Below are 23946 nucleotides of genomic sequence, written 5' to 3' on the forward strand. Positions count from 1 at the left end.
CAAATTAGCCGTTACTTTTTCCCAACTTCTGGAATATTATTGTAAGTTGTTGTAACAGTTATCCAGAAGTCTTTATCACCTGCAATATTATTAACAAGTGTATCACTATTAGTAGACTTAAAGTCCAAAATGATTTTGTTACCTGAAATTTTACCAGACAAACTGTTATTTTTAGTTCCCCAGCTATCATCGCCACCAGTAATTTTACCACCTTTTAGCAATGCTGTAACTAAACCATTATACTTACCATATGTTAATCCTGTTAACGATACACCTTCTGGTAACATATCAGTGATAGTCATGCTTTTCGCATTTAGTGCACTTGCAAGGTTGACTTTGATTTTCCAAGTAACAATGCCATCTTCACTAGTTTTAGTCGTTGTTGCTGGGTTACCATCTTCATCCATTTTAAGAACTTTTGGAGAAAAGTCTACTGAGGCTGAAGAACCTTCTGAAGTAATTTCATTACTTACAATCTGCCTATTATCAAATTTAGCTGTAGAATCGTATTGGAAAGAAACCTCTTTTTGACTTGACGTAAAATCCTTAGTCAATTCAATTTGGAATTCTGAATAATGAATACTATCGTCTAAATTTTTATAATCAGTATATGGACCATAGTTAGGCTGACGCGCCTCTAAAGTGAACCTTTTTTACCAAATACTTTTACAAGATTTTGTCAAATACCCTGAAAAGTCAGCGTATGTTACTCCTGCTAGGGTATAGGTTGAAAATGTATTTGATTTTAAATCAATACTTTCAACAGCACCTTCACTGGTTTCCTTAATGTCTGTATCTGTCGATTCAGTCAAATATTGAACTTGATTGATATCTTTGTCCACGAAGTGGTACAACTTCCAACCAGCTTGTTTGTCATCGCTGGTAGATAGGTTATTCTTGAAATTCATTGAAACCTTCACATCTTTGCTTGGTTCAACTTCCTTGCCATCATCTGTAACAAATGAAATATCATAAGAATGAGCTTGTGATGACTCTTGCTTGCTTTCTCTAAGAAGTGTTGTCAATTTATTATCAATGGCACTTGTATCTTCAACAGGCTTTACTTTTAATTGAACCGGTTCCGAAAACGTATTGCCTTCGTAAGAGACATTTACGGTGATATCAGATGTCTCAGCATTCAAAGTACCTGCCTGTGACATGTCCTTTTTTCTTGACTTGACTCAGTCGATGTCGTTTGTGAGGAATTTTCAGTTTGATTAGTTTCTTGGGAACTTGCCGCCGTTGATTCAACTTGCGAAGAACTACCATCTTGCGATTGAAAACAGCTGAGCTATTTCCCGTACTAATCATTAGGGCTGGTAAGATCAGCAAATAAGTTGTACAAAAAAAATAACAACAGATAGCGCCAGAGCAATCTTTGCAATGATGCTATCTTGGACTCGCTTTTTTATTAAAATCGCTAGCTTTACCATAAAACTCCTTTTTACACATAATTTATTAACTGTCTAAGCAATTGCCACATACAAATTGTGACTAAATCTAAATTTTAGTTTCCCAACTAACCATTCAGAGTTTAATCAATTGCACCCATGCGATATAGTGGTCAAATTCTTAGCGTTAGTTTCCCAACTAACTACTCACTGTCTACCGGACCAGCGGTTTTATTACGTGAGTCGATTGAAACTTTTCGGTGATCTCCCATCACGCAATATTTCCCATCCGGCACCTGATACGGAAGTTTGATATTTGTCTCTCCGTAATCTTTCTCGCCTTTTTGTAGGTAAGACTCATTTAACTTTTTACCGTCAACATAGACATTTCCTTTTTTATCAACATTAACCCATTGACCTAATATCGCAATCACACGTTTTACAAGAACTTTATTATTGTAATAAAATGCAACGACATCATCCTGCTTTAAATTTTTTTACTGACAGAAACTACCATGTCTCCAGCTTTCAAAGTCGGAGTCATTGAATTTCCATAAATCTGTAAAACAGGAAGCCAAATTGTCGCAATCAGTACAGCCAACGCTGCCACTAGCGTAAAAACCGTGCTGCGAAGAGTGCGAACGTAACGTTCACGATATTTAATCTTTCCTAATTCTTTTGAAAGGTCATCAGCTTTCGGTAAATCAGTTAAATTGATTTTCTGTGACTTTTTTCAAATAATGGTTTCATTTTAAAAATCCCAGCATTCTACGCTTTATTATCTATATTATTTTTGGCATCTGCCATACGTTTTACATTATAAAAATACGTATCAGCTGCTGCCTGTGCTTCCTCAAAAACTTTACTAATCGCTAATGCTGCCTCAGCAATCTATCCCGCATCAATAACTTCTAGCTCGCGACGTTCAAGTTTTCCTTCAAGTTCTTTGACTTCACCTTGGAGTTCCTCAGTCTCTTTTGCCTGCTCAACAAGCAATTCAAAATGGTCTGAACGGCGAAGTTTTCTTAACTGTTTAGCATCAAGCCTCCTAATTCCTCCTTTCCAACATCGTTTTTCACATAAATATCACATAATTCTAAAAACATATTTATTCTTATTTTGGAAAAATAAATATTTTTTCATTTTACTAATTTATTCATCTAGACGTTTTGGTGTTTATTATAATACTTTTTCCCAATTTGAAAAGCAATTTCCCTAAGTGATATATTTTTTAAAATGTGTTTTCTGTTTCTAATTTTTTTAATATTCTTTCTAAATTCATGTTAAAAAATCTAACAATAACAATTTTATGAAGTAAAACGTTAACAATATCGTATGATTGATGTATCTTAATTTTTAGCTTCATGTTACAATGTTAAAGTGATTAGGTGTAATTTTTTGTCTTTTCAGAATTATTACATCGTTCAAGTTGAGAATTGTTTATGGCAAATTTATCAAAAAAACAACACCAAGTCTCAGAAACAAAACACCGTTTATCAAAAGCACTTTATCTACTGATTACTGAACGACATTATGACGAAATCACTATCTATCACATTCTTGATAAAGCTGATATTTCACGACGAACATTTTATCGTTACTTTAACAGCAAAGATGATTTAATGGATTTCTGTCTAGAAAACTTTATCGATGGATACCATCATCAGCGTGATAATTTTATCTTAGCAGAAAGTGCCGAAGATGTATTCTTAGTCACTTTGAATTTTATGTATTCAAATCGATTATTCATCGCATCGCTTGTCAGAAGTGGACATTTTTCACTGCTATCAGAAAAATTAAATAAAAATTCCGCAAAAATCTACAAGAAAATCAACCTACCATGGTGCATCGATGATTCTGTAGAAAGTAACATCGACTATATCTCAAAAGGGTTGTACGGCGCTTATCTTAACATTTTACAATTTTGGTTAACTAAAGATAAACCCGAAAAACCTGAATTTATTGCTAAAAACTTATCTCTTCTTTTTAATTCTATTCCTGGTTACTTCAATGCTCCTTCAAAAGAACATACCACGTTAAGAAATGAAAAGTAAGAGATATTTTTTTATAATGTTTTCCTCGTTTTTTACATCTTGACAGAATTTTTGCAAGATATTGACAGAAAAAACGTTAACATTGACAGAATTATCGCTTACATTATGTCAGAAGTTGACACAAGAATGATTTAGTTGACAGTTCTTGACACTTTTTTAAGCAAAAAGTTATCCACAGACTATCAAACAAACAATCAAAGATTAACCGTTCAGTTAAGTATAATTGCTTTTGATAACCTCGATTTCATACCTGTGCTCCCGAATAAACAGATCTCAGTCGATCTTGAAATAGATGAAAGCCAGTAACATTTTAATGTTATTGGCTTTTTGCATGAATTTTTCAAATCATTCCTGAATTTTTTATAAAAAAAGCTAAAATAGCTTGAAAATTCTTCTTTTTTTACACAATTTATTAACAGTTATTCACAACTTGTGGATAAATATGGTTATATATTGGGGATAACTTGTGTATAAACTACCAACAAATCCTTTAATATCAATGGTTTTAGTCTATTAACAATTTTGATAAACAACCTGTGTATAACTTCTTCTTTTTGACATTTTCTCAACAAAAAGAAGCCGATTATTCCCATCAGCTTCCCATTTTCACAACTAATAAGTCATTTTAGATTAAATCATCGCGACTAACTTGTTCAAAGTTTTGATTGCCATCGTTTAGTTTATCCCAAATGACAACTTTTCCAGCTTTTAGTGACTTTTGAACATCAATAATACGTTGATTTTCTGAACCACGGAACTGTAACATCAAGTTTTTCTTGGTAATATCAAAACGTCCATCAACCAGGATATCAATCAAACTCAACATTTCAAGTTTATCTGGTGTTTCCTGCATCATTTCTTCCCAAGTATAGCCAGTCCATGACCAAATATCCTTTTCAGGAAGTTCTCGGCGGACACGTTTTACCAGCGGTAAAAGAATTCCAGTATTCAAAAATGGTTCTCCTCCGAGAAGCGTAAGACCTTGAACATAAGGTTGAGACAAATCTTCCATGATTTGTTCTTCAAGCTCTTTTGTATAAGGCATTCCTGCTTTAAATGACCAAGTCGCAGCATTATAGCAGCCTTTGCAATGGAACATACAGCCTGACACGTATAGAGAATTACGAACACCTTCTCCATCAACAAAGTTGAAGGCTTTGTAATCCATGATTCTACCCTGACTCAAATTTTCTGAAGTCCATTCACCAGGTTTAGGAGTATTCCAATTTTTTTCTTCCATACTAGTCTTCTTTCTATTAATTTTCTAAAGATATCCAGTAACGTTCTACAGAATCTTGAACATCTTCCAACACACCACCGTTAGCTAATATAACTTTGCGGCTACCTGGATTATCATCATGACAAGTCACCAAAGCTTTTTTAATATTTTTCTTCTTAGCTTCTAGCAACCCCAAGTGCAACTGTTCTTTAGCATATCCTTTGCGGCGTTCTAATGGACGAATAGAATATCCGATGTGCCCACCTTGTTTTAAAAGATTGTCATTAAGACGTAAGCGCAAATGCAAAAATCCCAAAGCCCTGCCATCATCAGAAAACGAGACAAATTGGACCGCTGGAACAAAAGTATCTGGAATATTAATTCCCATTTCACTCAAACGATTATCCTCAAGCCATTTTTCATAAGCAAAGTTATCCACAGACCAGAAACCACCATCGTGGGCCGACTGGCTCGCTTCAAATTCTTTCATCATTTCAATAACGGCTTCTTTATCCGATAATTCAGGCCTTCGTAATTGCATAAGCTCACCTCTTATTTACTTTTCTTTTTAGCTTTTTCTAAAAATTGTGCTTTCAACTGGTTAACACGCCCTTTTTTATCAGCTTTCACATTTGAATTTTTCTCGTGAAAACGTTCGACTTGCTGCATACCCTTATAATCTAATTGGTATTTTCCCACGTTATTGCTCCTTTCATCTTAATTATTTATCAATATAACAAAGAAGCTGGGACAACTGTCTCCAGCTTCAATTATTTTATGAAACTGTCTAACAAGAATCTATGCTTTGTGCATGTAAGGATCACCAGGATTTTTAATTGTTGAGCCGTTCATGTGTTTCACACGAGCAGAAATTTCTTTGTGACGACCATTAACCATTGGACGGGCTTGTGGGTTTCCAAGATAGCCACAAGTACGTTTAACAACATCTACTGTTTTAGGGTCACTGTTACCACAGTTTGGACAAACGAAACCACGTTCAGTTGGTGTAAAGTCACCTTCAAATCCACAGTTATAGCAACGGTCGATTGGCGTATTTGTTCCAAGGTAACCAACACGGCTGTAAGCATAATCCCAAACAGCTTCTAGGGCTTTTGGATTTTGTTGAAGAACTGGGTATTCGCAGTAGTGAATAAATCCACCTGTCGCACCAGCTTCTGGATAAACTTTTTCAAAGTCTAATTTTTCAAATGGTGTTGGGTTTTTACGCACATCATAGTGGAATGAGTTTGTGTAGTATTCTTTATCTGTAATATCTTTGACAATACCAAATTTCTTAGTATCAAGACGGCAGAAGCGGTCTGTCAAACTTTCAGATGGTGTTGAATAGATTGAGAAGTGGTAATCATATTCATCTGACCATTCTACACAGTACTCTTTCATCTTGCGGATGATATCCACTGTAAATTCTTTAGCTTCAGCATTTGTTTCCCAGTTTGGTCCGAAGAAAACTGTTCCGACTTCGTAAAGTCCGATGTAACCAAGAGAAACTGTTGCACGACGGTGACGGAAAAGTTCATCAACGTTGTCGTATTTGCCAAGACGTTTTCCAAACGCACCGTATTGATAAAGAATTGGTGCATTTGCTGGAGTTGCTTCTTTAACACGTTCAACACGGTAAACAAGAGCATCTTTAGCAATTCCCATGCGTTCGTTGAAGATTTCCCAGAATTTGTCCATATCACCGTTTGATTCCATAGCAATACGAGGAAGGTTAACAGTGACAACCCCAAGGTTCATACGACCTGAGTTAACTTCAACGCCATTTTCATCTTTCCAACCTTGAAGGAATGAACGGCATCCCATAGGTGCTTTGAATGAACCAGTCAATTCAACGATTTTATCGTATGAAAGAACGTCTGGGTACATACGTTTTGTAGCACATTCCAAAGCTAATTGTTTGATATCGTAGTTTGGGGTACCTTCTTCAAGGTTAAGACCACTCTTCAATGTGAAGATTAATTTAGGGAAGATAGCTGTACGGTGTTCGCTACCAAGACCTTTGATACGAATAGTAAGAATAGCTTTTTGAATTTCACGTTCAAACCAGTTTGTACCAAGACCAAAACCTAGAGAAGTAAATGGTGTTTGACCATTTGATGTAAACAAAGTATTGATTTCATATTCAAGACTTTGCATAGCATCGTAGATATCTTTTTTCGTTTTTGTACGTGCGTAATCTTCGCGACGATCTTCAGCAACCCATTCTTGGGCATCTTTCATATGTTTTTTGTAGTTAAGTTCAGCATATGGTGCCAAAAATTCATCGATACGGTCTGCTGTACATCCACCATATTGGCTTGAAGCAACGTTAGCAATGATTTGAGAAATTTGAGCTGTCGCTGTTTGAATAGATTTTGGACTTTCAACTTCAGCATTACCAATCTTAAAGCCATTTCCCAACATTCCTTTAAAGTCAATCAAACAGCAGTTTGTCATTGGAGTGTATGGGCTGTAATCAAGATCGTGGAAGTGAATATCACCTTTTTGGTGCGCATTGGCAACGTGAGCTGGCAACATTTTAAGCCCGATTGACTTACCAACGATACCTGCAGTCAAGTCACGTTGTGTGTTGAAGACTTCGCTATCTTTGTTTGCGTTTTCATTTACGACCGTTTGATCTTTGTTCAACAGTTTATCAATAGAAAAGTTGATATCTGTCGCCTGAGAGCGCGCAAAATCGCGTTTTGTACGATAATTGATATATTCTTGAGCAATTGCATATTCATTAGCTTCTAAAAGTTCATGCTCAACGATATTTTGAATCTCATAAATTTTAACGTTATCTTTGAAGCGGTCAAAAATTTCAGCAACGATATTATCTGAAATACTTTCCAATTTTGCTTCGATAACTGGAGACATTTTTGTCACATTATTGCTAGCTTTTAGCAAAGCATTATAAATCTTATCTGCATCAAAGTTTACAGAACGTCCATCACGTTTGATAACTTTTACAGTAGGCTGAGTAGCAATTTTTTCTTTTTCTAATGTAATCATATGAACACTCCTTCTTACTCGTCTATTATAACACGGGACAAAAAAAAATCAATATCTTGTGGTCACTTTTTTTGACGACCACAAGATATTGCGTTTTTCTTTATTTTTTATGATAGACGGTAAATCCTGTAATACCGACGATTTGGACCTTTTCGTAATTAGAAGAAAAATTATTTTTTAGTGATTCAGAAATTTTTTGGTCCTTGTTAACTACAATATATGACCCTAGATTTTGTAGCAGTTCATCTTCTAAAACTTTTTTATTAGCAGATTTAGCAGTATTAACTACTGGAGAAGTAAATTGTGAACTACTTGGTAGTTGACTATCGATACCAATCTTAGATGAATCATCCCAAACGTAAATAGTATCATCTTTAGACACTTCTTTTTCAAGATATTTTGCAATAGTTGTGCGTTCACTATTAGCATTAACTGACAAGCAAGCATGTAAAACAGGCTGCCCAACACCAACTACTAATACCAAAATTGGCAAATAGAGATGACGTTTAAGATAAAAGCCAAAACTTCCAACATTGTCTGAAGCCTTTCTACGACGATGTGACGTTTTTGTCAGACTACGTTGATATTGCTCACCTAATGCCATAGCTGTTAACAATACGCCAAAAGGCATAGCTGCTAATAGATTGTAAAATTGATAACTTTGCGTTAACAAATCAATAACAAAGAAGCAGATAAATACTAAAAGGATAAGCCATTTGGCTACTTTATCATGAGAGTTTCTAACAATTTTACCAAATGACACTGCACCAAACACTAGCCCAGAACCCAAAGCAACAACGATTTGGAACAACAATGTCAAAATCAAATTACCATCACTTGTCGCAAAACTAGTAAATTGATAAACAATAGCTTGGTTAAGGTACGGCAACAATACCTGTGAGTTCAAAATAAAGTAACCAGCAGTGTAAAATACCAAAATAGTACCAAAAATGATACACAATAATTGGTAGAAACCACGCGCAAAGTGACCTTTTCTCAAGTTATACACAATGATTGTCAAGAATGAAAGTATCCAGAACACCAATGTACGAGGTTCTAAAAGCATGGCTGCTGCGCCAGCAAATCCATACAAGATGAAAGCTTCATCCTTGATAATATCAGCAAAATACTTAGTCAAGAACCACAATGAAACCATAACAAAAGGCATGGCAAACTGGATAGGATATAAACCACCAAAACCAAGCGCAACACTTAACAAGTAAAATACTCCAGTAAATGGAACAGCAAGACGGTGACTGTCAGTAAAGTAGTTAACCAACTTGTAGAAATAGATTCCTGACAAATAAAATGCCACAATTTGGATAGGAACTAACCACAAAGTTGACCCAAGAATGTAAGCTAATGCAATGACAGCATAATAAAGGAAGCCACCTGTCGCAAACATATCAGTAAATGGAAGGTATCCTTTAGAAAACATTAATCCAATATAAAGATTTTGTGACTGTAGGCTATTTGCCATATCAGTAAATAAGGGTACTGCTACTGATAAGCAACTCACCACAACACTCAATAGTAAAATATACAATTTATGAGGTTGAGGAACTTTTGTTCGTTTAGAAGGCTCTAAATGACTTCTAACTTCACCGACTTTATGAGATGTACGACTGTACGATGATAACGCACTCTGATCTACATTTACTTGTTCTGATGTATTCACTTATTCTCTCCTTGAATTGTCATACATTAAGTATAACAAAAACTAATCATTAGTCAATTTGTTGAGGATAGCACAATAAGCTAAAAGTTCCCTAAAACCGTGGCGTGTCTTGTTTTGATAGCGTTTTAAGAAATCCTTTTCTTCTTGGCTGAGAACATCCGCTTTTTTCATCAAATTTTCCTCCTTCATTTACCTATTCGTAAAATAAAAAAGAGTCATTTTTGACAAAAAAATAAAGGCTAGGAAATACTCCTAACCTTTATAGCAAATTAGTCTTCGTCTAAGAAGCTATTGAAAACTTCTTCAATCATATTCCATTCAGCATCTGAATCTTCAGGAATTGGTTGAAGATCACCTTCAGTACCATCTTCATTTTCAGTGAATGAGTAAGCTTGAATTTCGATTTGACCTTGTTCATCTTCTTCAGCACCTGCTGGTACCAAAAGAACATAGTTTTTACCGAATTCTTCGCGACCATCGATTGTCAAAAGAATTTCAAAAAGTGTTTCATTACCTTGTTCATCTACAAGTGTAATAACTTCATGCTCGTGATCATGGTTATGATCGTGGTTATGGTTATGTGCCATAATAGTCTCCTTTAAATGAATTAATGATTAGATTAAAACATTCTATCTAAATAATTTTGCAAAATAAGCTGTGCTGCTAACTTATCGATAACTTTTTTTCGTTTACCACGACTAACATCAGCTTGCTCTACTAACATACGTTCTGCTTGAACAGTTGTTAAACGTTCATCTTGATAGTCAACTGGAATGTTGAAAAGTTCTTTGATTTGGTCGCCATAAGCTTTACTTGCTTCAACACGAGGACCTTCGGTATTATTCATATTTTTTGGTAAACCGACAACGAACTTATCAACGTTATACTGCTTAACTAACTCTCCAAGTCTTTCAAAACCAAATTCGCCAGCTTCTTCGTCAATTTGGATAATTTCTACACCTTGCGCTGTAAAACCAAGGGGGTCACTAATCGCAACACCAACAGTCTTTGAGCCGACATCTAGTCCCATAATTCTCATTTCAAATTAATTCCATTTCCTTTGAGATAATAGCGGACAAGCTCTTCAACAATTTCATCACGTTCGTATTTACGAATTTGATTTCTGGCATCATTGTAACGAGGCACATAAGCAGGGTCACCACTTAGGACATAACCTACAATCTGATTGATTGGATTATAGCCTTTTTCATCAAGGGAGCGATAAACCGTTGTTAAAGTTTCACTAATTTCTTTCTTGTTGCTATCGTCTAAATTAAAGCGTACAGTTTCGTCAGTAAATCCCATACTTACACCTTCTTTCTAAATAGCTGTCACCAATTATTATAGCTTATTCACAAAGATTTCACAAGAATCTGACTTTATTTAACCAAAGTTTATTTCACAATAGCAATAGTTATGAAAAAAAAGTCATAAAACTTGACACAGATACAATGTAACCTTTTTCAAAATTTGACAAATTTACTATTTTTTAGAACAAAAAAAGCCCCTAAAAAGAGACTTTTCTACTATATATTATAATGCTGCACGAAGACGAGCTTCTGCATTTTCCACATTACGAATTGAGCGTGGCAAGAAAGCACGAATATCGTCCTCTTTGTAACCCACTTGAAGACGTTTGTCATCAATCAAAATTGGGCTTTTCAAAATACGTGGATTAGCTTGAATGAGATCGATAACCTCACTTAAACTTAATTCCTCAATATCGCAGTCAAGTGCTTTTGCGTAACGGTTTTTAGATGAAACAATACTTTCAATACCGTTTTCTGTTTTTGTTAATATCGCTAAGATTTCTTCTCGTGATAGTGGTTCTTTTCCTAAATTCTGTTCTTTATAAGGGAGCTGATGAGCGTTGAGCCATGTTTTGGCTTTTTTACAGCTTGTACAACTTGAAATTGTGTAAATTTTAATCATGTGCACTCTCACTTTCTATCCCATGATAGTTGTATTATAGCACACACACATTGAGGAGCACATGGGACCTAAGACCTATTTTTCTAAAAAGTCAATTAAAAAGATTTATTTTTTTCTTGAAAATGTACTCATTTTTATCAAAAATTTATTAAAAGAGCCTGAAACGTATCGTTTCAAGCTTTAAAGCAATTCAAAATTATTCTTCAATTTCAATCGCATCATCTAGGTCAAGAACAACTTCATCTGCTTTTTCAGAAGTTGCAGCTGATTCGTCAGCAGCATTTGCTGCTTTTTCATCTTCAGTTTCTTCAACAAGTCCATAATGAACACGAACTTTGTGATCAATTTCGTCAAAGACATCTGGGTGATCTGCCAAATATTTCTTAGCATTTTCAGAACCTTGACCAATTTTCTCTCCATTGTAAGAGAACCATGCACCAGCTTTGTTGATAATATCCAAATCACTAGCGATTTTAATCAACTCACCTGTACGCGAAATTCCTTCACCGTACATGATTTCCACTTCAGCAGTTTTAAACGGTGGGGCAACTTTGTTTTTAACAACTTTGATTTTAGTTTCTTTACCAATGTTGCTATCTTTTTGGTCGCCAGTACCTTTAATTTGTGTATTTCCACGAACATCAAGACGAACTGATGAATAGAATTTAAGAGCACGTCCACCAGGTGTTGTTTCTGGGTTACCAAACATGACACCAACTTTTTCACGCAATTGGTTGATGAAGATAGCGATTGTTTTTGTTTTGTTGATAGATGCTGAGAGTTTACGCATAGCTTGACTCATCATACGAGCTTGCAAACCAACGTGGTTATCACCAATGTCACCATCAATTTCTGCACGAGGTACAAGAGCGGCAACAGAGTCGACAACAACAAGGTCAACAGCACCAGAATCAATCAATTTACCTGCAATTTCAAGACCTTGTTCACCTGAATCAGGTTGTGACAAAAGAAGTTCATCGATATTAACACCAAGAGCTGCTGCATAAGCTGGATCAAGAGCATGTTCGGCATCGATAAAGGCTGCAATACCACCTTCTTTTTGTGCCTGTGCTACAGCATGAAGAGCTACTGTTGTTTTACCAGAACTTTCAGGACCATAGATTTCAATGATACGTCCTTTAGGGTATCCACCGGCACCTAGGGCAATATCAAGCGCCAGACTACCAGTACTCATGACTTGAACTTTTTGTTCAGCACGCTCACCAAGACGCATGACCGCTCCTTTACCAAAATCTTTTTCGATTAATTTCAAAGCATCATCAAGTGCTTTTTTACGCTCATCACCGAATTTCTTCGTGATAGCTTCTGTTTTCTTTGTCTTTTTAGCCAAATTTTTCCCTTTCTGTTTGTTCGAGATACTAGCCCTATTATATCAGAATTTAGTCTTGTAATAAAGCTTGACGTACTAAGTTAAAAGCATACAAACATGCAATATGACGCACATCTGAACGGCTTCGTCCACCTATAATAACACGGATAGACTGAACTTTTTCTTTTGTAGCAATACCTATGAAAACTGTTCCCGCTGGATGACCTTCTAGACCATCTGGACCAGCAACTCCTGTTAAGCCAATTCCAAAATCAGCATCTGTCAGCAATCGTGACTGCTCAGCCATTTTTTCAGCTGTAAAATGACTCACAACCCCATGTTCTTGTAAATCTTTTAAAGGGATTTGAAGCATTTTTGCCTTTTCTTCAATGCTATAAGTCACAAAACCACCATTAAAAACTGCTGAAGAGCCTGGAAAATCAGCAATACTTGATTGAAACAGACCAGCTGTCAAACTTTCTGCAGCCGTAATAGTTTTATGTTTTTGCTTAAGTAAATCAAAAACAACACACGCCATACTATTATCATCACCGTATCCATAAAGCAAATTTTCAAGCGGAATACTATTTAAAGTCTTCTTAACCAGAATCTTATGCTCAAGCTCATCCAACTTAGCCTTAGCTGTTTCAAGGTCATCAGCCTTCGTTGACAATCTAAGTGTCACTTCACCTGTTTTGGCATATGGAGCGATTGTTGGGTCTGTTTGATTTTCAATCAAATCTGACAAAACAGCTACCAACTGACTTTCCCCGATACCAAAGAAACGTAAGACACGTGAATACAATTGCTTGTGGTCACTAGATAGCAATGGCACTAAATAGTCCCAAACCATAGGCTTCAATTCACTTGGTGGTCCAGGAAGAACGACATAAGTAACACCATCAACTTCCAGAACACCACCTACAGCAAGTCCCGTACTATTTTGAAGAGGTGTTGACCCTTCAATCAATTGAGCCTGACGTTCATTATTAGCTGTTCTTGTAAATTGCGGACGTGTCGCAAAGAATTCATCCAAACGTTTACTTGCCTGTTCATCAAAAACCAAGTTACGTCCTAAATATTTTGCCAAAGTTTGTTTTGTCAAATCATCTTCGGTTGGTCCTAAACCACCGCAAAGAACAACTAAATCACTGCGCTTACTTGCCAAATCAATGATAGACAGCAGACGTTCTTCATTGTCCCCAACTGCCGTTTGGAAAAAGACATCAATCCCTAACTTAGCAAATTCCTCTGATAGAAATTGTGCATTCGTATTTATGATTTGTCCTGTTAAAATCTCTGTTCCAACAGCAATGATTTCAGCTTTCATAATTGCCACCTACTTATCTATTCGTAATTTAATTTTATTCTACCAAAAAAAGCTGAAAATTAACGTTTTTTTGTAATAAGCTTCGCGTAAACAAGTGTAAAAACGTTGTAAACTTACTTTACACCGATGTCAACAACGGCTTTTTTCATAATTATCACAGACAAAACCGCAAGCAAAATCAAAGATAGCATAAAGTTGATTGCCATGACTGCTGAAACAGACATTTGCTTCACCATAAAACTTAATATGCATAGTAGTAAAACACTTCCTATACGACTTACTGTTGACTTAAATGAAATCAAAGAAGAAATATTCTCAACAGAAACCATTTTGTTAAATTGATAATTTAAAATAAATTCAATCACATAAAAGACAAAAACAAATATGAAATAAGCTGTCAAGAAAATCTCAATCTTCCCTAAAAAGAATGTCAACGGTAGAAAAACAATCAACGGACTGAACTTAAGCACACCAGCATACTTTTTAACACCATCAATGTTGATAGAATATGAAAAAAGCGTGATGATTTGAAAAGCAATGTAAAGGAATGGAAAATACTGACTATCAATCCCCTTGCTTAAGAAAAATGATTGCCAAAGCTGAAAATGTGTCTGAAAGAAAATCTGAGTCAGGAAATCAAAAATCAGAATTAAACTCAAACGTGGCTGCTTGCGAAGTTCTTTAAAACTATCAGTAATTTGCTTTTTCAAAACCATTACATGACTATCTTGTAGTGACTCTGACTTTGTTGTCTCTTTAAAAAAGAAAAAACTGATAAGGGTTGAAGCTACAAGAAAAACTGTCCCTAAGACATAAATATTAATCCCAATAAAGTGATAAAGAATCCCACCTAGACTACTTCCTAGTAAGATTCCAACGATCTCTAGACGGTTACTCAAGGCCAGAAATTTTCGAAGTTCTGCTTCACGGTACGCTAATTTAAGCTGATTAATAATGTAAGCATCAAGCGTTCCACTATCTAAAGCTGCGGCAATCCCGTAACAAAACCAAGCCGCAAAAATCAAGTAAAACTGATTGCTAAATAGCACAATCAAAAACATGATGATTAAAAATAACTTTGACAGGCTGTAAAGATTTTTTCTGGAATAATTATCTGCTAATAGTCCACTTGGAAATTCAAATAAGACGATAGCAATACTATAAGCTGACTGAATGATTAGAATTTGTGATAAGCTTAAACCTTTGGCCAATAAAATTACTGTCAAAATAGAATGCGGCAGCGAATAAGCCACACTAACCAGAAAATTTGATAGTAAAAAAACTAATGTGTTCCTTTTTATGCTTAAACTTTCCATATCTCCCACCAACCTTTCACAGAATTTTCTTTACAGAATACCGTATTTCACTAGTAGTGTCAAGATGTTTTACAGATAATTGACAAGAGTGTCAAAAAAAGCCACCTGACACTATCAGATGACTAAATTGATTTAAAATCACAATCTATTTCATGGTCATTTACCAAACCTGCTGCCTGAAGAAAAGAATAAACACAAACAGGACCTACAAATTTAAAGCCACGTTTTTTTAACTCCTTAGAAAGATTTTCAGATAAAGGCGTGCTAGCTGGAAAATTCGCGTAATCCTCCACCTCATTTATGATAGGAGCGTAACCAACCCAACGCCAAAGATACTCATCAAAAGAGCCAAATTCTTTCTGAATCTTGATAAAAGCTTTAGCATTTGTACGTGTCGCAAAAATCTTACGACGATTTCGAACAATTTCAGGATTTTGAAGAAGCATTTCAAGTTCTTCATCAGTCATTTGCGCCACTTTTGTCACATCGTAGTCATAAAAAGATTGTTTAAATGCTGCGCGCTTATTAAGAATAGTCTCCCAAGAAAGTCCCGCTTGATAAGTTTCAAGACATAAAAGCTCAAAAAGTGCTTGATCATCATGCAGTGGCTTTCCCCACTCAGTATCATGATAAACAACATACAAAGGATTATTTTCCCTTACCCAACTACAACGTTTCATGTGAAACATCTCCTGTAATTCCTTAATAACTAGCCCTTCATCAACATCTTAAGGCTTGATTTGATGTATTGTTCTGCGGTTTCATTTGTACCTTCAAAGAACTTACGAATTTTCTTAAGTTCTGCTGCCTTATAGCCAAGTGCCAAAAGAGCTTCCATGGCCTCTTCAAGCTGTTCGTTTGCCACTGCTTTTGCCTGAGAAGCTAAGCCATTTTCCATAGAAACATCAGCAAACTTACCAGCTAAATCAAGCACCACTTGTTGAGCTGTTTTTTTACCGATTTTTGGAAATTTCATCAGATAACGAATATCACTATTGTCAATAGCAGTTACGAGACCTTCATTATCATCCACTGCGATAATCGCTAACGCTGTTGTCGGACCAATTCCAGAAACTGAAATAAGGTTAAGAAAGACTGCTTTTTCATCTTCTGTATGAAAGCCAAACAAAAGCTGTGCATCTTCTCGAACAACTTGATGAAGGTAGATTTGAACATCTTGATTCATCAAGTCAGAAAAACTATATGGATTAGCAACGTTGATAATGTAGCCTAATCCTCCAGCTTCAACGACAATATATTTTGCAGTAATTTTAGTTAATTTTCCTTTGATATAATCGTACATTTAGTATTTTCCTAACTCTCTTAAACTTGTATGATTTTCTTGAATACGACGGAACATCTTTTCCATGTCTGATTTGGTAAAATTGACCAGGACAGGACGACCGTGTGGACAGTTATACGGATTCTTACATTGTGATAATTGCACTAAAAGTTGACGTGCTGAATAATCATCAAGAGTGTGATTAGCTTTAATTGAACGTTTACATGACATCATAATCGCTAACTCTGCACGGTATTTTTTGACAGATACTTCATTCGTCAAAAGCAACATATCACACATTTCATAAACAGCCGATTCGATCTCCTCTTCTTTCATCCAAATAGGATGTTCACGAAGAATAAATGTATTGTTCCCATATGGTTCTAGATTGATGCCAACTTGATTTAAAAGCTCCATTTTTTCTTGAAGCTTGATAAAATCTGCTCCAGAAAACTCAAACAAATATGGCATGAGCAATTGTTGGAGTGAAGCATCGACGTCACCAATTTTGTCACGATAATATTCATATTTAACACGTTCCTGCGCCGCATGTTGGTCAATGATATAAAGTCCACCGTTTCCTTGCGCAAAAAGATATGTCCCATGCATCTGACCAAAATAATCAAGTTCAGGGAAAGTTGATGATTCTTCACCATCAAGATTTTCGAGCAACTTATTAATTTTAGATTTATTTTTGAAATCAAGGTCATCATGCTCGCCATCTGCAAGGTTTCCCTGAGTAGAACGCTGTGCGTATTTGACTGAAGACTGTTTGTCAACTTCCTTGACAGGTGTGTCAACCTCATTATACAGCTGAACTGGCTGCTCTTCAACAGTATCTGATTTCACAAAGAAATCATGACGCTCTTTGTCATAATAAAGATTTGATTGTTTTAGGGGAAGACTCGTTTGCTCTGGTTTAGGCATGCCACGAGTGCTTGACTCAGCTAGATTTTCAAGAGCATCTGGAATCAAATCCTGAGCACGTAAACTCTCTGCAATAGCTGAGCTGATGAGAGTCATCAGTTCTTTTTCTTTTGAAATACGAACTTCTTGCTTTGTTGGATGAACATTGACATCAGCAAGATAAGGGTCAATCTGGATATCAATGACAGCAATCGGGAAACGACCAACCATCAATTTTGAACCATAGCCGTCCAAGATGGCACGATTCAGTAAGAAATTTTTGATGTAACGTCCGTTAATCAAAATCGTAATATAATTACGATTCGCACGCGTCAATTCAGGTAAACTAATGTAACCTGATACTTCAAAATCAAGATCTGCATTTGAAATCTCAATCATCTTCTTAGCTGTGTTTAAGCCATAAATCCCAGCAATCGCTTGGCGCAAATCTCCAGTACCTGATGTCGTTGTCATCTGACGTCCATCATTAATCAAAGTGAAGGCAATTTCAGGATGTGCCAAACTCAAACGATTGACCACATCAACAATATGTGCCAACTCTGACTGTAGACTCTTCATATACTTAAGACGAGCTGGTGTGTTGTAAAACAGATTTTCAACTGTAATTTTTGTTCCAACGGGCGTTGAGATTGGCTCTTGTTTTTCAATTTCGCCACCCTTAGCAATCAAAAGCGTCCCATAATTTTCATCAGCCGTTGCTGTTTTCACCGTAAAATGACTGATTGAAGCGATGGAAGGAATGGCTTCGCCACGGAAACCAAGCGTTCTGATTCGAAACAGGTCGGCTTGACTTTTAATTTTACTAGTCGCGTGACGGTGCAAACTAAGAGCAACATCCTCTTGAGCAATTCCCTCACCGTTATCAGTAACTTGGATTTTTTTCAAACCAGACTCTTCGATTTCAATAGTAATCTGACTGCTTCCAGCATCAATCGAATTTTCTACTAATTCCTTGACCACGCTAGCCGGGCGTTCAATAACCTCACCAGCAGCAATTTGGTTGGCTAGAACCTCTGGTAACTCGATAATTTTACTCATAATTTATCTGATAGAAGCGCTCAAAGGCTGCCTATCTTCCTTTCATTAACGATTGTTTACCTCTAATTATAACACAAAGTAAAAAGGCAATCCTTTTTTGATTGCCTCCTTATTTATAACATATTTTTCAATTCATAGATGACATTCATAGCCTGCATAGGTGTCAAGTTCATCAAATCAACTTTCTTAAGTGCTTCAATCACTTCTTGATTAGAAGAATCTTCTGCAAAAAGACTTAATTGCTCCGCTACAGGTTCTGAAACTTCTGACTCAGTTGCTAAGGGTTCACTGTCAACTTCTGGTGTCAAATGATGCTGCGCAGCACCTGATTCAAGATTAGTTAAAATGCTGTCTGCACGCTGCAATAAGTCTTCTGGTAGGCCTGCAATTTTTGCAACGTGAATACCATAGGATTTATCAGCTGGTCCTTCTGCAATCTTGTGAAGGAAAGTCACATCACCATTACGTTCAAGGGTTGCAACATGGACGTTGACAAGGTGTGTCAACGTCGTTGACAGAGCTGTCAATTCATGATAGTGCGTTGCAAACATCGTTTTAGCCCCAATATGGTCATGAATATACTCAATAATAGATTGTGCCAAAGCCATACCATCATAGGTAGCCGTACCACGTCCCAATTCATCAAAGAGAATCAAAGACTGATCACTAGCACGTTTAATAGCTTGGTTAGCTTCCATCATTTCTACCATGAAGGTTGACTGACCTGAAATCAAGTCATCTGCTGCACCAATACGTGTGAAAATAGCATCGAAGACTGGTAGGCTGACACTTTCAGCAGCGACATAAGACCCCATTTGTGCCATGATAACAGTCAATGCTAGCTGACGCATATAAGTTGACTTACCACTCATATTAGGACCAGTAATCAACTGAATATTAGTATTTCTACCAAATGTAATCGTATTTGGAATATATTCCTGAGTGCCCATGACTTTTTCAACAACGGCATGGCGACCTTTTTCAATCTTAATCTCATGGCTATCGTTGAAAGTTGGACGTACATAATGATTGTTTTCAGCAACCACAGCTAAACTTTGCAAAACATCGACTGTTGAAATGGCTTTTGCTAAGTCTTGCAAACGAGAAATATAACGTTCAACCTGCGCACGAACACGCTTGAAAATATCGTATTCTAGGCTTGCTGATTGTTCACGCGCTTCTAACATTTCACCTTCAATTTTAGCCAGTTCTGCCGTACCAAAACGTTCTGAATTCTTCAAAGTTGCTTTACGGAAGAAATAATCTGGCACTAAAGAAAGGTTAGAATTTGTGACATGGAAATAATAGCCATCTTTTTTATTGTAATCAATTTTTAGATTTGTAATACCACTTGCGGCACGTTCTTTGGCTTCAATCTCAGCAATCCAGCTTGTGCCTTCACGCATGACTTTGCGGTATTTATCCAAAGTCTCATCAAAACCAGTTCTAATGATACTACCTTCTGTGATAACAGCTTGAGCATCTGGGGCAATAGCAGAGCTAATCAATGATTCCAACTCAGGAAGAGTGTCAATGCTGTTGACAAGTTTGTCAAGGTATGGACTTTCAAAGGATTCCAAAATAGCCTTGATAGTAGGCACTTGCCCCAAAGTATGACCGAGTTGAAGAAGGTCTTTTGGATTAGCTTTACCAAATGACACACGACTCGCCAAGCGTTCAATATCATAAACACCCTTAAGACTATCCGTCAAATCACTACGCTCAAAGAAATTGTCTAAGAAAACTTGAATGATATTTTGACGTTCTTCGATTTGTTCTCGATTAACCAAAGGACGGTCAATCCAATTACGCAAAAGACGCATACCCATAGCAGTCTTTGTCTCATCAAGTAACCAATAAAGACTACCGTGTTTCTTGCTTGTACGTGCATTTTCTAACAAATCAAGACTTGATTTTGTCGTATAAGACATTTGAAGATAATCTTTGATTTCATAGTGAACCAATTTTTGCAAATGGCTGAGCTCACGTTTTTGAGTGGTATGGACGTACTGTAGTAATTTCTCAGCAGCTGAAATCTCCAAAGATGCCAAATTAGAATCAATCAAGTGCACATCTTCAAAACGCTCTTGTTCAAACGATAAAAGCAAGTTGAGTTGTTTAACAAGACTGTGTTTTTCTTCTTCTGAAAGTTCGTAGCCAACAACAATCTCACGTGCTTTAAGGTTTAGGATTTCACTTTTAAGACTGGCAAAATCTGACAGACTTGTCGCATAAAACTCACCTGTCGACACATCCATGTAGGCTAAACCAAAAGTCTTGCCATCAGAATCAATAGCCACCAAGAAATTATTGGCATTGTCAGGTTTTGTCGAATCAACTGCCGTACCTGGCGTAATGACTTGAACAACTTCACGTTTTACAACACCGACTGCTTTCTTGGGATCTTCCATTTGTTCTGCAATCGCAACTTTGTAGCCCATTTCAACAAGGACATCAATATATTGCTGAGCTGAGTGATATGGTACCCCTGCCATTGGAATAGGATTTTCAGCGTTTTTATTTCGACTAGTCAAACTAATCTCTAAAATCTGTGCAGCCTTAACTGCATCATCGTAAAATAATTCGTAAAAATCTCCCATGCGGAAAAGTAAAAAAGCATCTGGATAGTCTTTTTTAACATCCAAATACTGTTGCATGCCTGGAGAAATTTTATCTTTTGTCATCACTTAACTCCTCGTTAATTTTCATTTCCAAGCTGTTTGTAATATATTGAATCAGATCACTCGCATCTTGCATTTTATCACGATAATCTTTAACAATTGGAAGTTCTGATAATTCCTCTTGCAGCTGGTCAGCCTGCATACCAGCAGTTTTCTCAGCAACTGTTTTATCAATCTTTTGAAATAAAACAGCTTCTTGCTGGTATGCCTTCATCTCTTTGACCAAACTGTCTAGTTCTGGAAATTCTTTAATCTTTTTTTCTGCCTTTTGAAATTCGACTACGCTATCATGCTTTTGGATAGTTTCAACCAAATGTTCAACGGCTTGATTATAGTCAATCATAGCCCTGTTGCTAAATCACGCTCAAATGCTTGAGCAGTTTCTTCATCCTTGCAAATAACCAATAGCGTATCAGCACCTGCTACGGTTCCAAGGATTTCTGAAATATCGCTACTGTCAATCAAGTTTGCCAAAACATCAGCTTCCCCAAGATTAGTATGAAGCACAAGCATGAAACCAGCACGAGCCACTTTCAAAATATATGAGCGAATGTTAGCTCCAAAAGTTGTCTCTGACGTTTCAGACAAACTGTAATAAAGTTTTCCAGAAGCATCACGCAATTTTAAGAGCCCAATCTCACGAAGGTCACGTGATAGGGTTGCTTGTGTGACGTTAATACCTTCTTCTTGCAAATGTCGCTTGATTTCTTCTTGGGTTCCAATATGCCCAGATTGAATCAATCGTTTGATTCGATTTTGACGTTCTATTTTATTCATCTAAGTTTCCCTTTGTGTATATTTATCCTTAAAATTATACCAAAAAAATAAAATATTTTCACCCTTTCACAGCCCATCTTTCCTTTAATAGCTTAATTTTTCTTACTTCAAACGTTTTCTTGACAGGAACCTCGTTTATTTCTTATTTTTATGTTAAAATAATATGACTAACTAATTTAGGAGAAAATCATGGATACTAAACGTACAATTGCAGAACGCATTCAAACTATTGTTCCAGAATTAGACCAAGAACAAATTGTTAATCTGCTTGAAATCCCAAAAAATTCTGATATGGGTGACCTTGCTTTCCCTGCATTCTCATTGGCTCGAATCCTCCGTAAAGCACCACAAATGATTGCAGCTGATATTGCTGAAAAATTGGATAAAACAGGTTTTGAAAAAATTGAAGCTGTTGGTCCATACATCAACTTCTTCCTTGATAAAAAAAGCATCTCTGCTGATGTTCTAGGAAAAGTTATCGCAAACGGAAGCGACTATGCTAGCCAAGATTTAGGACAAGGTCGCAATGTTGCTATCGATATGTCTAGCCCAAACATCGCTAAACCATTCTCAATTGGACACCTTCGTTCAACTGTTATCGGTGATAGCTTGGCTAATATTTTTGAAAAAATCGGTTATAAAGCTGTTAAAATCAATCACCTTGGTGACTGGGGTAAACAGTTCGGTATGTTGATTGTTGCCTACAAAAAATGGGGTGACGAAGAAGCTGTTAAAGCTCATCCAATCGACGAACTCTTGAAACTTTACGTTCGTATCAACGCTGAAGCTGAAACTAAACCAGAACTTGATGAAGAAGCTCGCGAATGGTTCCGTAAATTGGAAGCAGGCGACGAAGAAGCTATCTCACTATGGCAATGGTTCCGTGACGAAAGTCTTGTAGAATTCAACCGCCTTTACAATGAACTTGGTGTTTCATTTGATAGCTTTAACGGTGAAGCTTTCTACAATGACAAAATGGATGAAGTTGTCGATATCTTGACTGAAAAAGGTCTTCTTGAAGAATCTCAAGGTGCTCAAGTTGTTAACCTTGAAAAATATGGTATCGAACACCCAGCACTTATCAAAAAATCTGACGGTGCAACACTTTACATCACACGTGACTTGGCTGCCGCTCTTTACCGCAAACGTACTTATGACTTTGCCAAAGCCATCTACGTCGTTGGTAACGAACAATCAGCTCACTTCAAACAATTAAAAGCCGTTCTTAACGAAATGGACTTCAAATGGAATGAAGATATTACTCACGTGCCATTTGGTCTTGTTACAAAAGAAGGTAAAAAACTATCAACTCGTAAAGGTAATGTTATCCTTCTTGAACCAACAATCGCTGAAGCTGTTAAACGCGCTGAAGACCAAATCAACGCTAAAAATCCTAACCTTGCTAACAAAGAAGCTGTCGCTCACGCCGTTGGTGTTGGAGCAATCAAATTCTACGATTTGAAAACAGACCGCTTGAATGGTTATGACTTTGACCTTGATGCTATGGTATCATTTGAAGGTGAAACTGGACCTTATGTTCAATACACTCACGCTCGTATCCAATCAATCCTTCGCAAAGCTGAGTTTACACCATCTGTAAATGACGTTTACAGCCTTAACGATGCTGAAAGCTGGGAAATTATCAAACTTATCCAAGACTTCCCACGTATTATCAAACGTGCAGCTGACAATTTTGAGCCATCAATCATTGCAAAATTCGCTATCAGCCTTGCACAAAGCTTCAACAAATATTACGCACACACACGTATCCTTGACGAAAATCCGGAACGTGACAGCCGTCTAGCTCTCAGCTACGCAACTGCTACTGTTCTTAAAGAAGCACTTCGTCTTCTTGGCGTTGAAACACCAAACGAAATGTAATCATTTCTGACAATATATAAAAAAGAGAGTTGGAATCTGTCGACTCTCTTTTTTCTTGACCTTTTTGAGCTAAAATAATAAACTATTGCCATAAT

23 protein-coding genes and 1 pseudogene are annotated in these 23946 nt (G+C 36.5%); 2 read left to right on the plus strand and 22 right to left on the minus strand.

The features are described from left to right. Window positions 1–11: 11 nt before the first annotated feature. The 3 genes and pseudogenes from HMPREF0819_RS06130 to lepB all read right to left on the minus strand — a co-directional run bounded on the left by HMPREF0819_RS06130 (window position 12) and on the right by lepB (window position 2109). Window positions 12–554, minus strand: a complete 543-nt coding sequence (locus HMPREF0819_RS06130) for a hypothetical protein (protein WP_004233483.1) — start codon at window positions 552–554, stop codon at window positions 12–14. Window positions 555–653: 99 nt separating this feature from the next. Further along, on the minus strand, window positions 654–1160 hold the full coding sequence (locus tag HMPREF0819_RS09415; protein WP_004233485.1) for a hypothetical protein: 507 nt from the start codon (window positions 1158–1160) through the stop codon (window positions 654–656). Window positions 1161–1594: 434 nt separating this feature from the next. After that, window positions 1595–2109: pseudogene (gene lepB / locus HMPREF0819_RS06140) on the minus strand (signal peptidase I). A gap of 724 nt (window positions 2110–2833) precedes the next feature. On the opposite strand from lepB, the gene HMPREF0819_RS06150 reads away from it, so the two are divergent. After that, window positions 2834–3445 carry a TetR/AcrR family transcriptional regulator gene (locus HMPREF0819_RS06150; RefSeq protein WP_004233492.1) on the plus strand — a complete coding sequence of 204 codons (612 nt, stop codon included), beginning with the start codon at window positions 2834–2836 and terminating at the stop codon, window positions 3443–3445. Between the two features lie 625 nt (window positions 3446–4070). Here the strand turns inward: HMPREF0819_RS06150 and nrdG are convergent. The 19 genes from nrdG to argR form a co-directional block, all read right to left on the minus strand. Then, a complete protein-coding gene (gene nrdG / locus HMPREF0819_RS06155) occupies window positions 4071–4685 on the minus strand; it encodes an anaerobic ribonucleoside-triphosphate reductase activating protein (protein WP_004233494.1) in 615 nt (204 codons plus the stop codon). 16 nt (window positions 4686–4701) lie between these two features. Continuing rightward, complete coding sequence (locus HMPREF0819_RS06160) at window positions 4702–5205, minus strand: GNAT family N-acetyltransferase (protein ID WP_004233497.1); 504 nt, start codon at window positions 5203–5205, stop codon at window positions 4702–4704. A gap of 11 nt (window positions 5206–5216) precedes the next feature. Next, window positions 5217–5363 (minus strand): hypothetical protein, encoded by a 147-nt coding sequence (locus HMPREF0819_RS09080; RefSeq protein WP_004233499.1) that lies wholly within the window; start codon window positions 5361–5363, stop codon window positions 5217–5219. 99 nt (window positions 5364–5462) lie between these two features. Further along, window positions 5463–7679 (minus strand): anaerobic ribonucleoside-triphosphate reductase, encoded by a 2217-nt coding sequence (gene nrdD / locus HMPREF0819_RS06165; RefSeq protein WP_004233500.1) that lies wholly within the window; start codon window positions 7677–7679, stop codon window positions 5463–5465. Between the two features lie 100 nt (window positions 7680–7779). Further along, complete coding sequence (locus HMPREF0819_RS06170) at window positions 7780–9357, minus strand: glycosyltransferase family protein (RefSeq protein WP_004233501.1); 1578 nt, start codon at window positions 9355–9357, stop codon at window positions 7780–7782. A 42-nt stretch (window positions 9358–9399) separates the two neighbouring features. Beyond that, a complete protein-coding gene (locus HMPREF0819_RS09465; RefSeq protein WP_255308687.1) occupies window positions 9400–9528 on the minus strand; it encodes a hypothetical protein in 129 nt (42 codons plus the stop codon). 98 nt (window positions 9529–9626) lie between these two features. Next, entirely contained in the window at window positions 9627–9944 is a 318-nt protein-coding gene (locus HMPREF0819_RS06175) for a DUF1292 domain-containing protein (RefSeq protein ID WP_004233505.1), read from the minus strand. A 32-nt stretch (window positions 9945–9976) separates the two neighbouring features. After that, complete coding sequence (ruvX, locus tag HMPREF0819_RS06180; protein ID WP_004233508.1) at window positions 9977–10396, minus strand: Holliday junction resolvase RuvX; 420 nt, start codon at window positions 10394–10396, stop codon at window positions 9977–9979. Beyond that, window positions 10393–10662, minus strand: coding sequence for an IreB family regulatory phosphoprotein (locus tag HMPREF0819_RS06185; RefSeq protein WP_004233510.1), 270 nt, complete (start codon window positions 10660–10662; stop codon window positions 10393–10395). Before HMPREF0819_RS06185 ends, ruvX begins: the two co-directional genes overlap by 4 nt. Window positions 10663–10890: 228 nt before the next feature. Next, window positions 10891–11289, minus strand: a complete 399-nt coding sequence (spx, locus tag HMPREF0819_RS06190) for a transcriptional regulator Spx (RefSeq protein ID WP_004233512.1) — start codon at window positions 11287–11289, stop codon at window positions 10891–10893. A 196-nt stretch (window positions 11290–11485) separates the two neighbouring features. After that, window positions 11486–12640 carry a recombinase RecA gene (gene recA / locus HMPREF0819_RS06195; protein ID WP_004233517.1) on the minus strand — a complete coding sequence of 385 codons (1155 nt, stop codon included), beginning with the start codon at window positions 12638–12640 and terminating at the stop codon, window positions 11486–11488. A 49-nt stretch (window positions 12641–12689) separates the two neighbouring features. Then, complete coding sequence (locus HMPREF0819_RS06200) at window positions 12690–13949, minus strand: competence/damage-inducible protein A (protein WP_004233518.1); 1260 nt, start codon at window positions 13947–13949, stop codon at window positions 12690–12692. Between the two features lie 113 nt (window positions 13950–14062). Next, window positions 14063–15265 (minus strand): MFS transporter, encoded by a 1203-nt coding sequence (locus tag HMPREF0819_RS06205; protein WP_004233532.1) that lies wholly within the window; start codon window positions 15263–15265, stop codon window positions 14063–14065. Window positions 15266–15387: 122 nt separating this feature from the next. Then, the gene (locus HMPREF0819_RS06210; RefSeq protein ID WP_044023434.1) at window positions 15388–15945 is read right to left on the minus strand and encodes a DNA-3-methyladenine glycosylase I; all 558 of its coding nucleotides are present in this window, start codon (window positions 15943–15945) and stop codon (window positions 15388–15390) included. A 29-nt stretch (window positions 15946–15974) separates the two neighbouring features. After that, window positions 15975–16568, minus strand: coding sequence for a Holliday junction branch migration protein RuvA (gene ruvA, locus HMPREF0819_RS06215; protein ID WP_004233535.1), 594 nt, complete (start codon window positions 16566–16568; stop codon window positions 15975–15977). Next, complete coding sequence (gene mutL, locus HMPREF0819_RS06220; RefSeq protein WP_004233536.1) at window positions 16569–18512, minus strand: DNA mismatch repair endonuclease MutL; 1944 nt, start codon at window positions 18510–18512, stop codon at window positions 16569–16571. A 113-nt stretch (window positions 18513–18625) separates the two neighbouring features. Then, window positions 18626–21196, minus strand: a complete 2571-nt coding sequence (gene mutS, locus HMPREF0819_RS06225; RefSeq protein ID WP_004233538.1) for a DNA mismatch repair protein MutS — start codon at window positions 21194–21196, stop codon at window positions 18626–18628. Then, window positions 21183–21536: a YlbF family regulator gene (locus HMPREF0819_RS06230; protein ID WP_004233540.1), complete on the minus strand. Its 354-nt coding sequence runs from the start codon at window positions 21534–21536 to the stop codon at window positions 21183–21185. Before HMPREF0819_RS06230 ends, mutS begins: the two co-directional genes overlap by 14 nt. Beyond that, window positions 21533–21970 carry an arginine repressor gene (gene argR, locus HMPREF0819_RS06235; protein ID WP_004233543.1) on the minus strand — a complete coding sequence of 146 codons (438 nt, stop codon included), beginning with the start codon at window positions 21968–21970 and terminating at the stop codon, window positions 21533–21535. Before argR ends, HMPREF0819_RS06230 begins: the two co-directional genes overlap by 4 nt. Window positions 21971–22159: 189 nt before the next feature. Here argR and argS point away from each other — a divergent pair, with 189 nt between their 5' ends. Next, the gene (argS, locus tag HMPREF0819_RS06240; protein WP_004233546.1) at window positions 22160–23851 is read left to right on the plus strand and encodes an arginine--tRNA ligase; all 1692 of its coding nucleotides are present in this window, start codon (window positions 22160–22162) and stop codon (window positions 23849–23851) included. Window positions 23852–23946: the final 95 nt, after the last annotated feature.

Origin of the sequence: Streptococcus equinus ATCC 9812 (genome assembly GCF_000187265.1) — a bacterium.
GTDB classification, from domain to species: domain Bacteria; phylum Bacillota; class Bacilli; order Lactobacillales; family Streptococcaceae; genus Streptococcus; species Streptococcus equinus.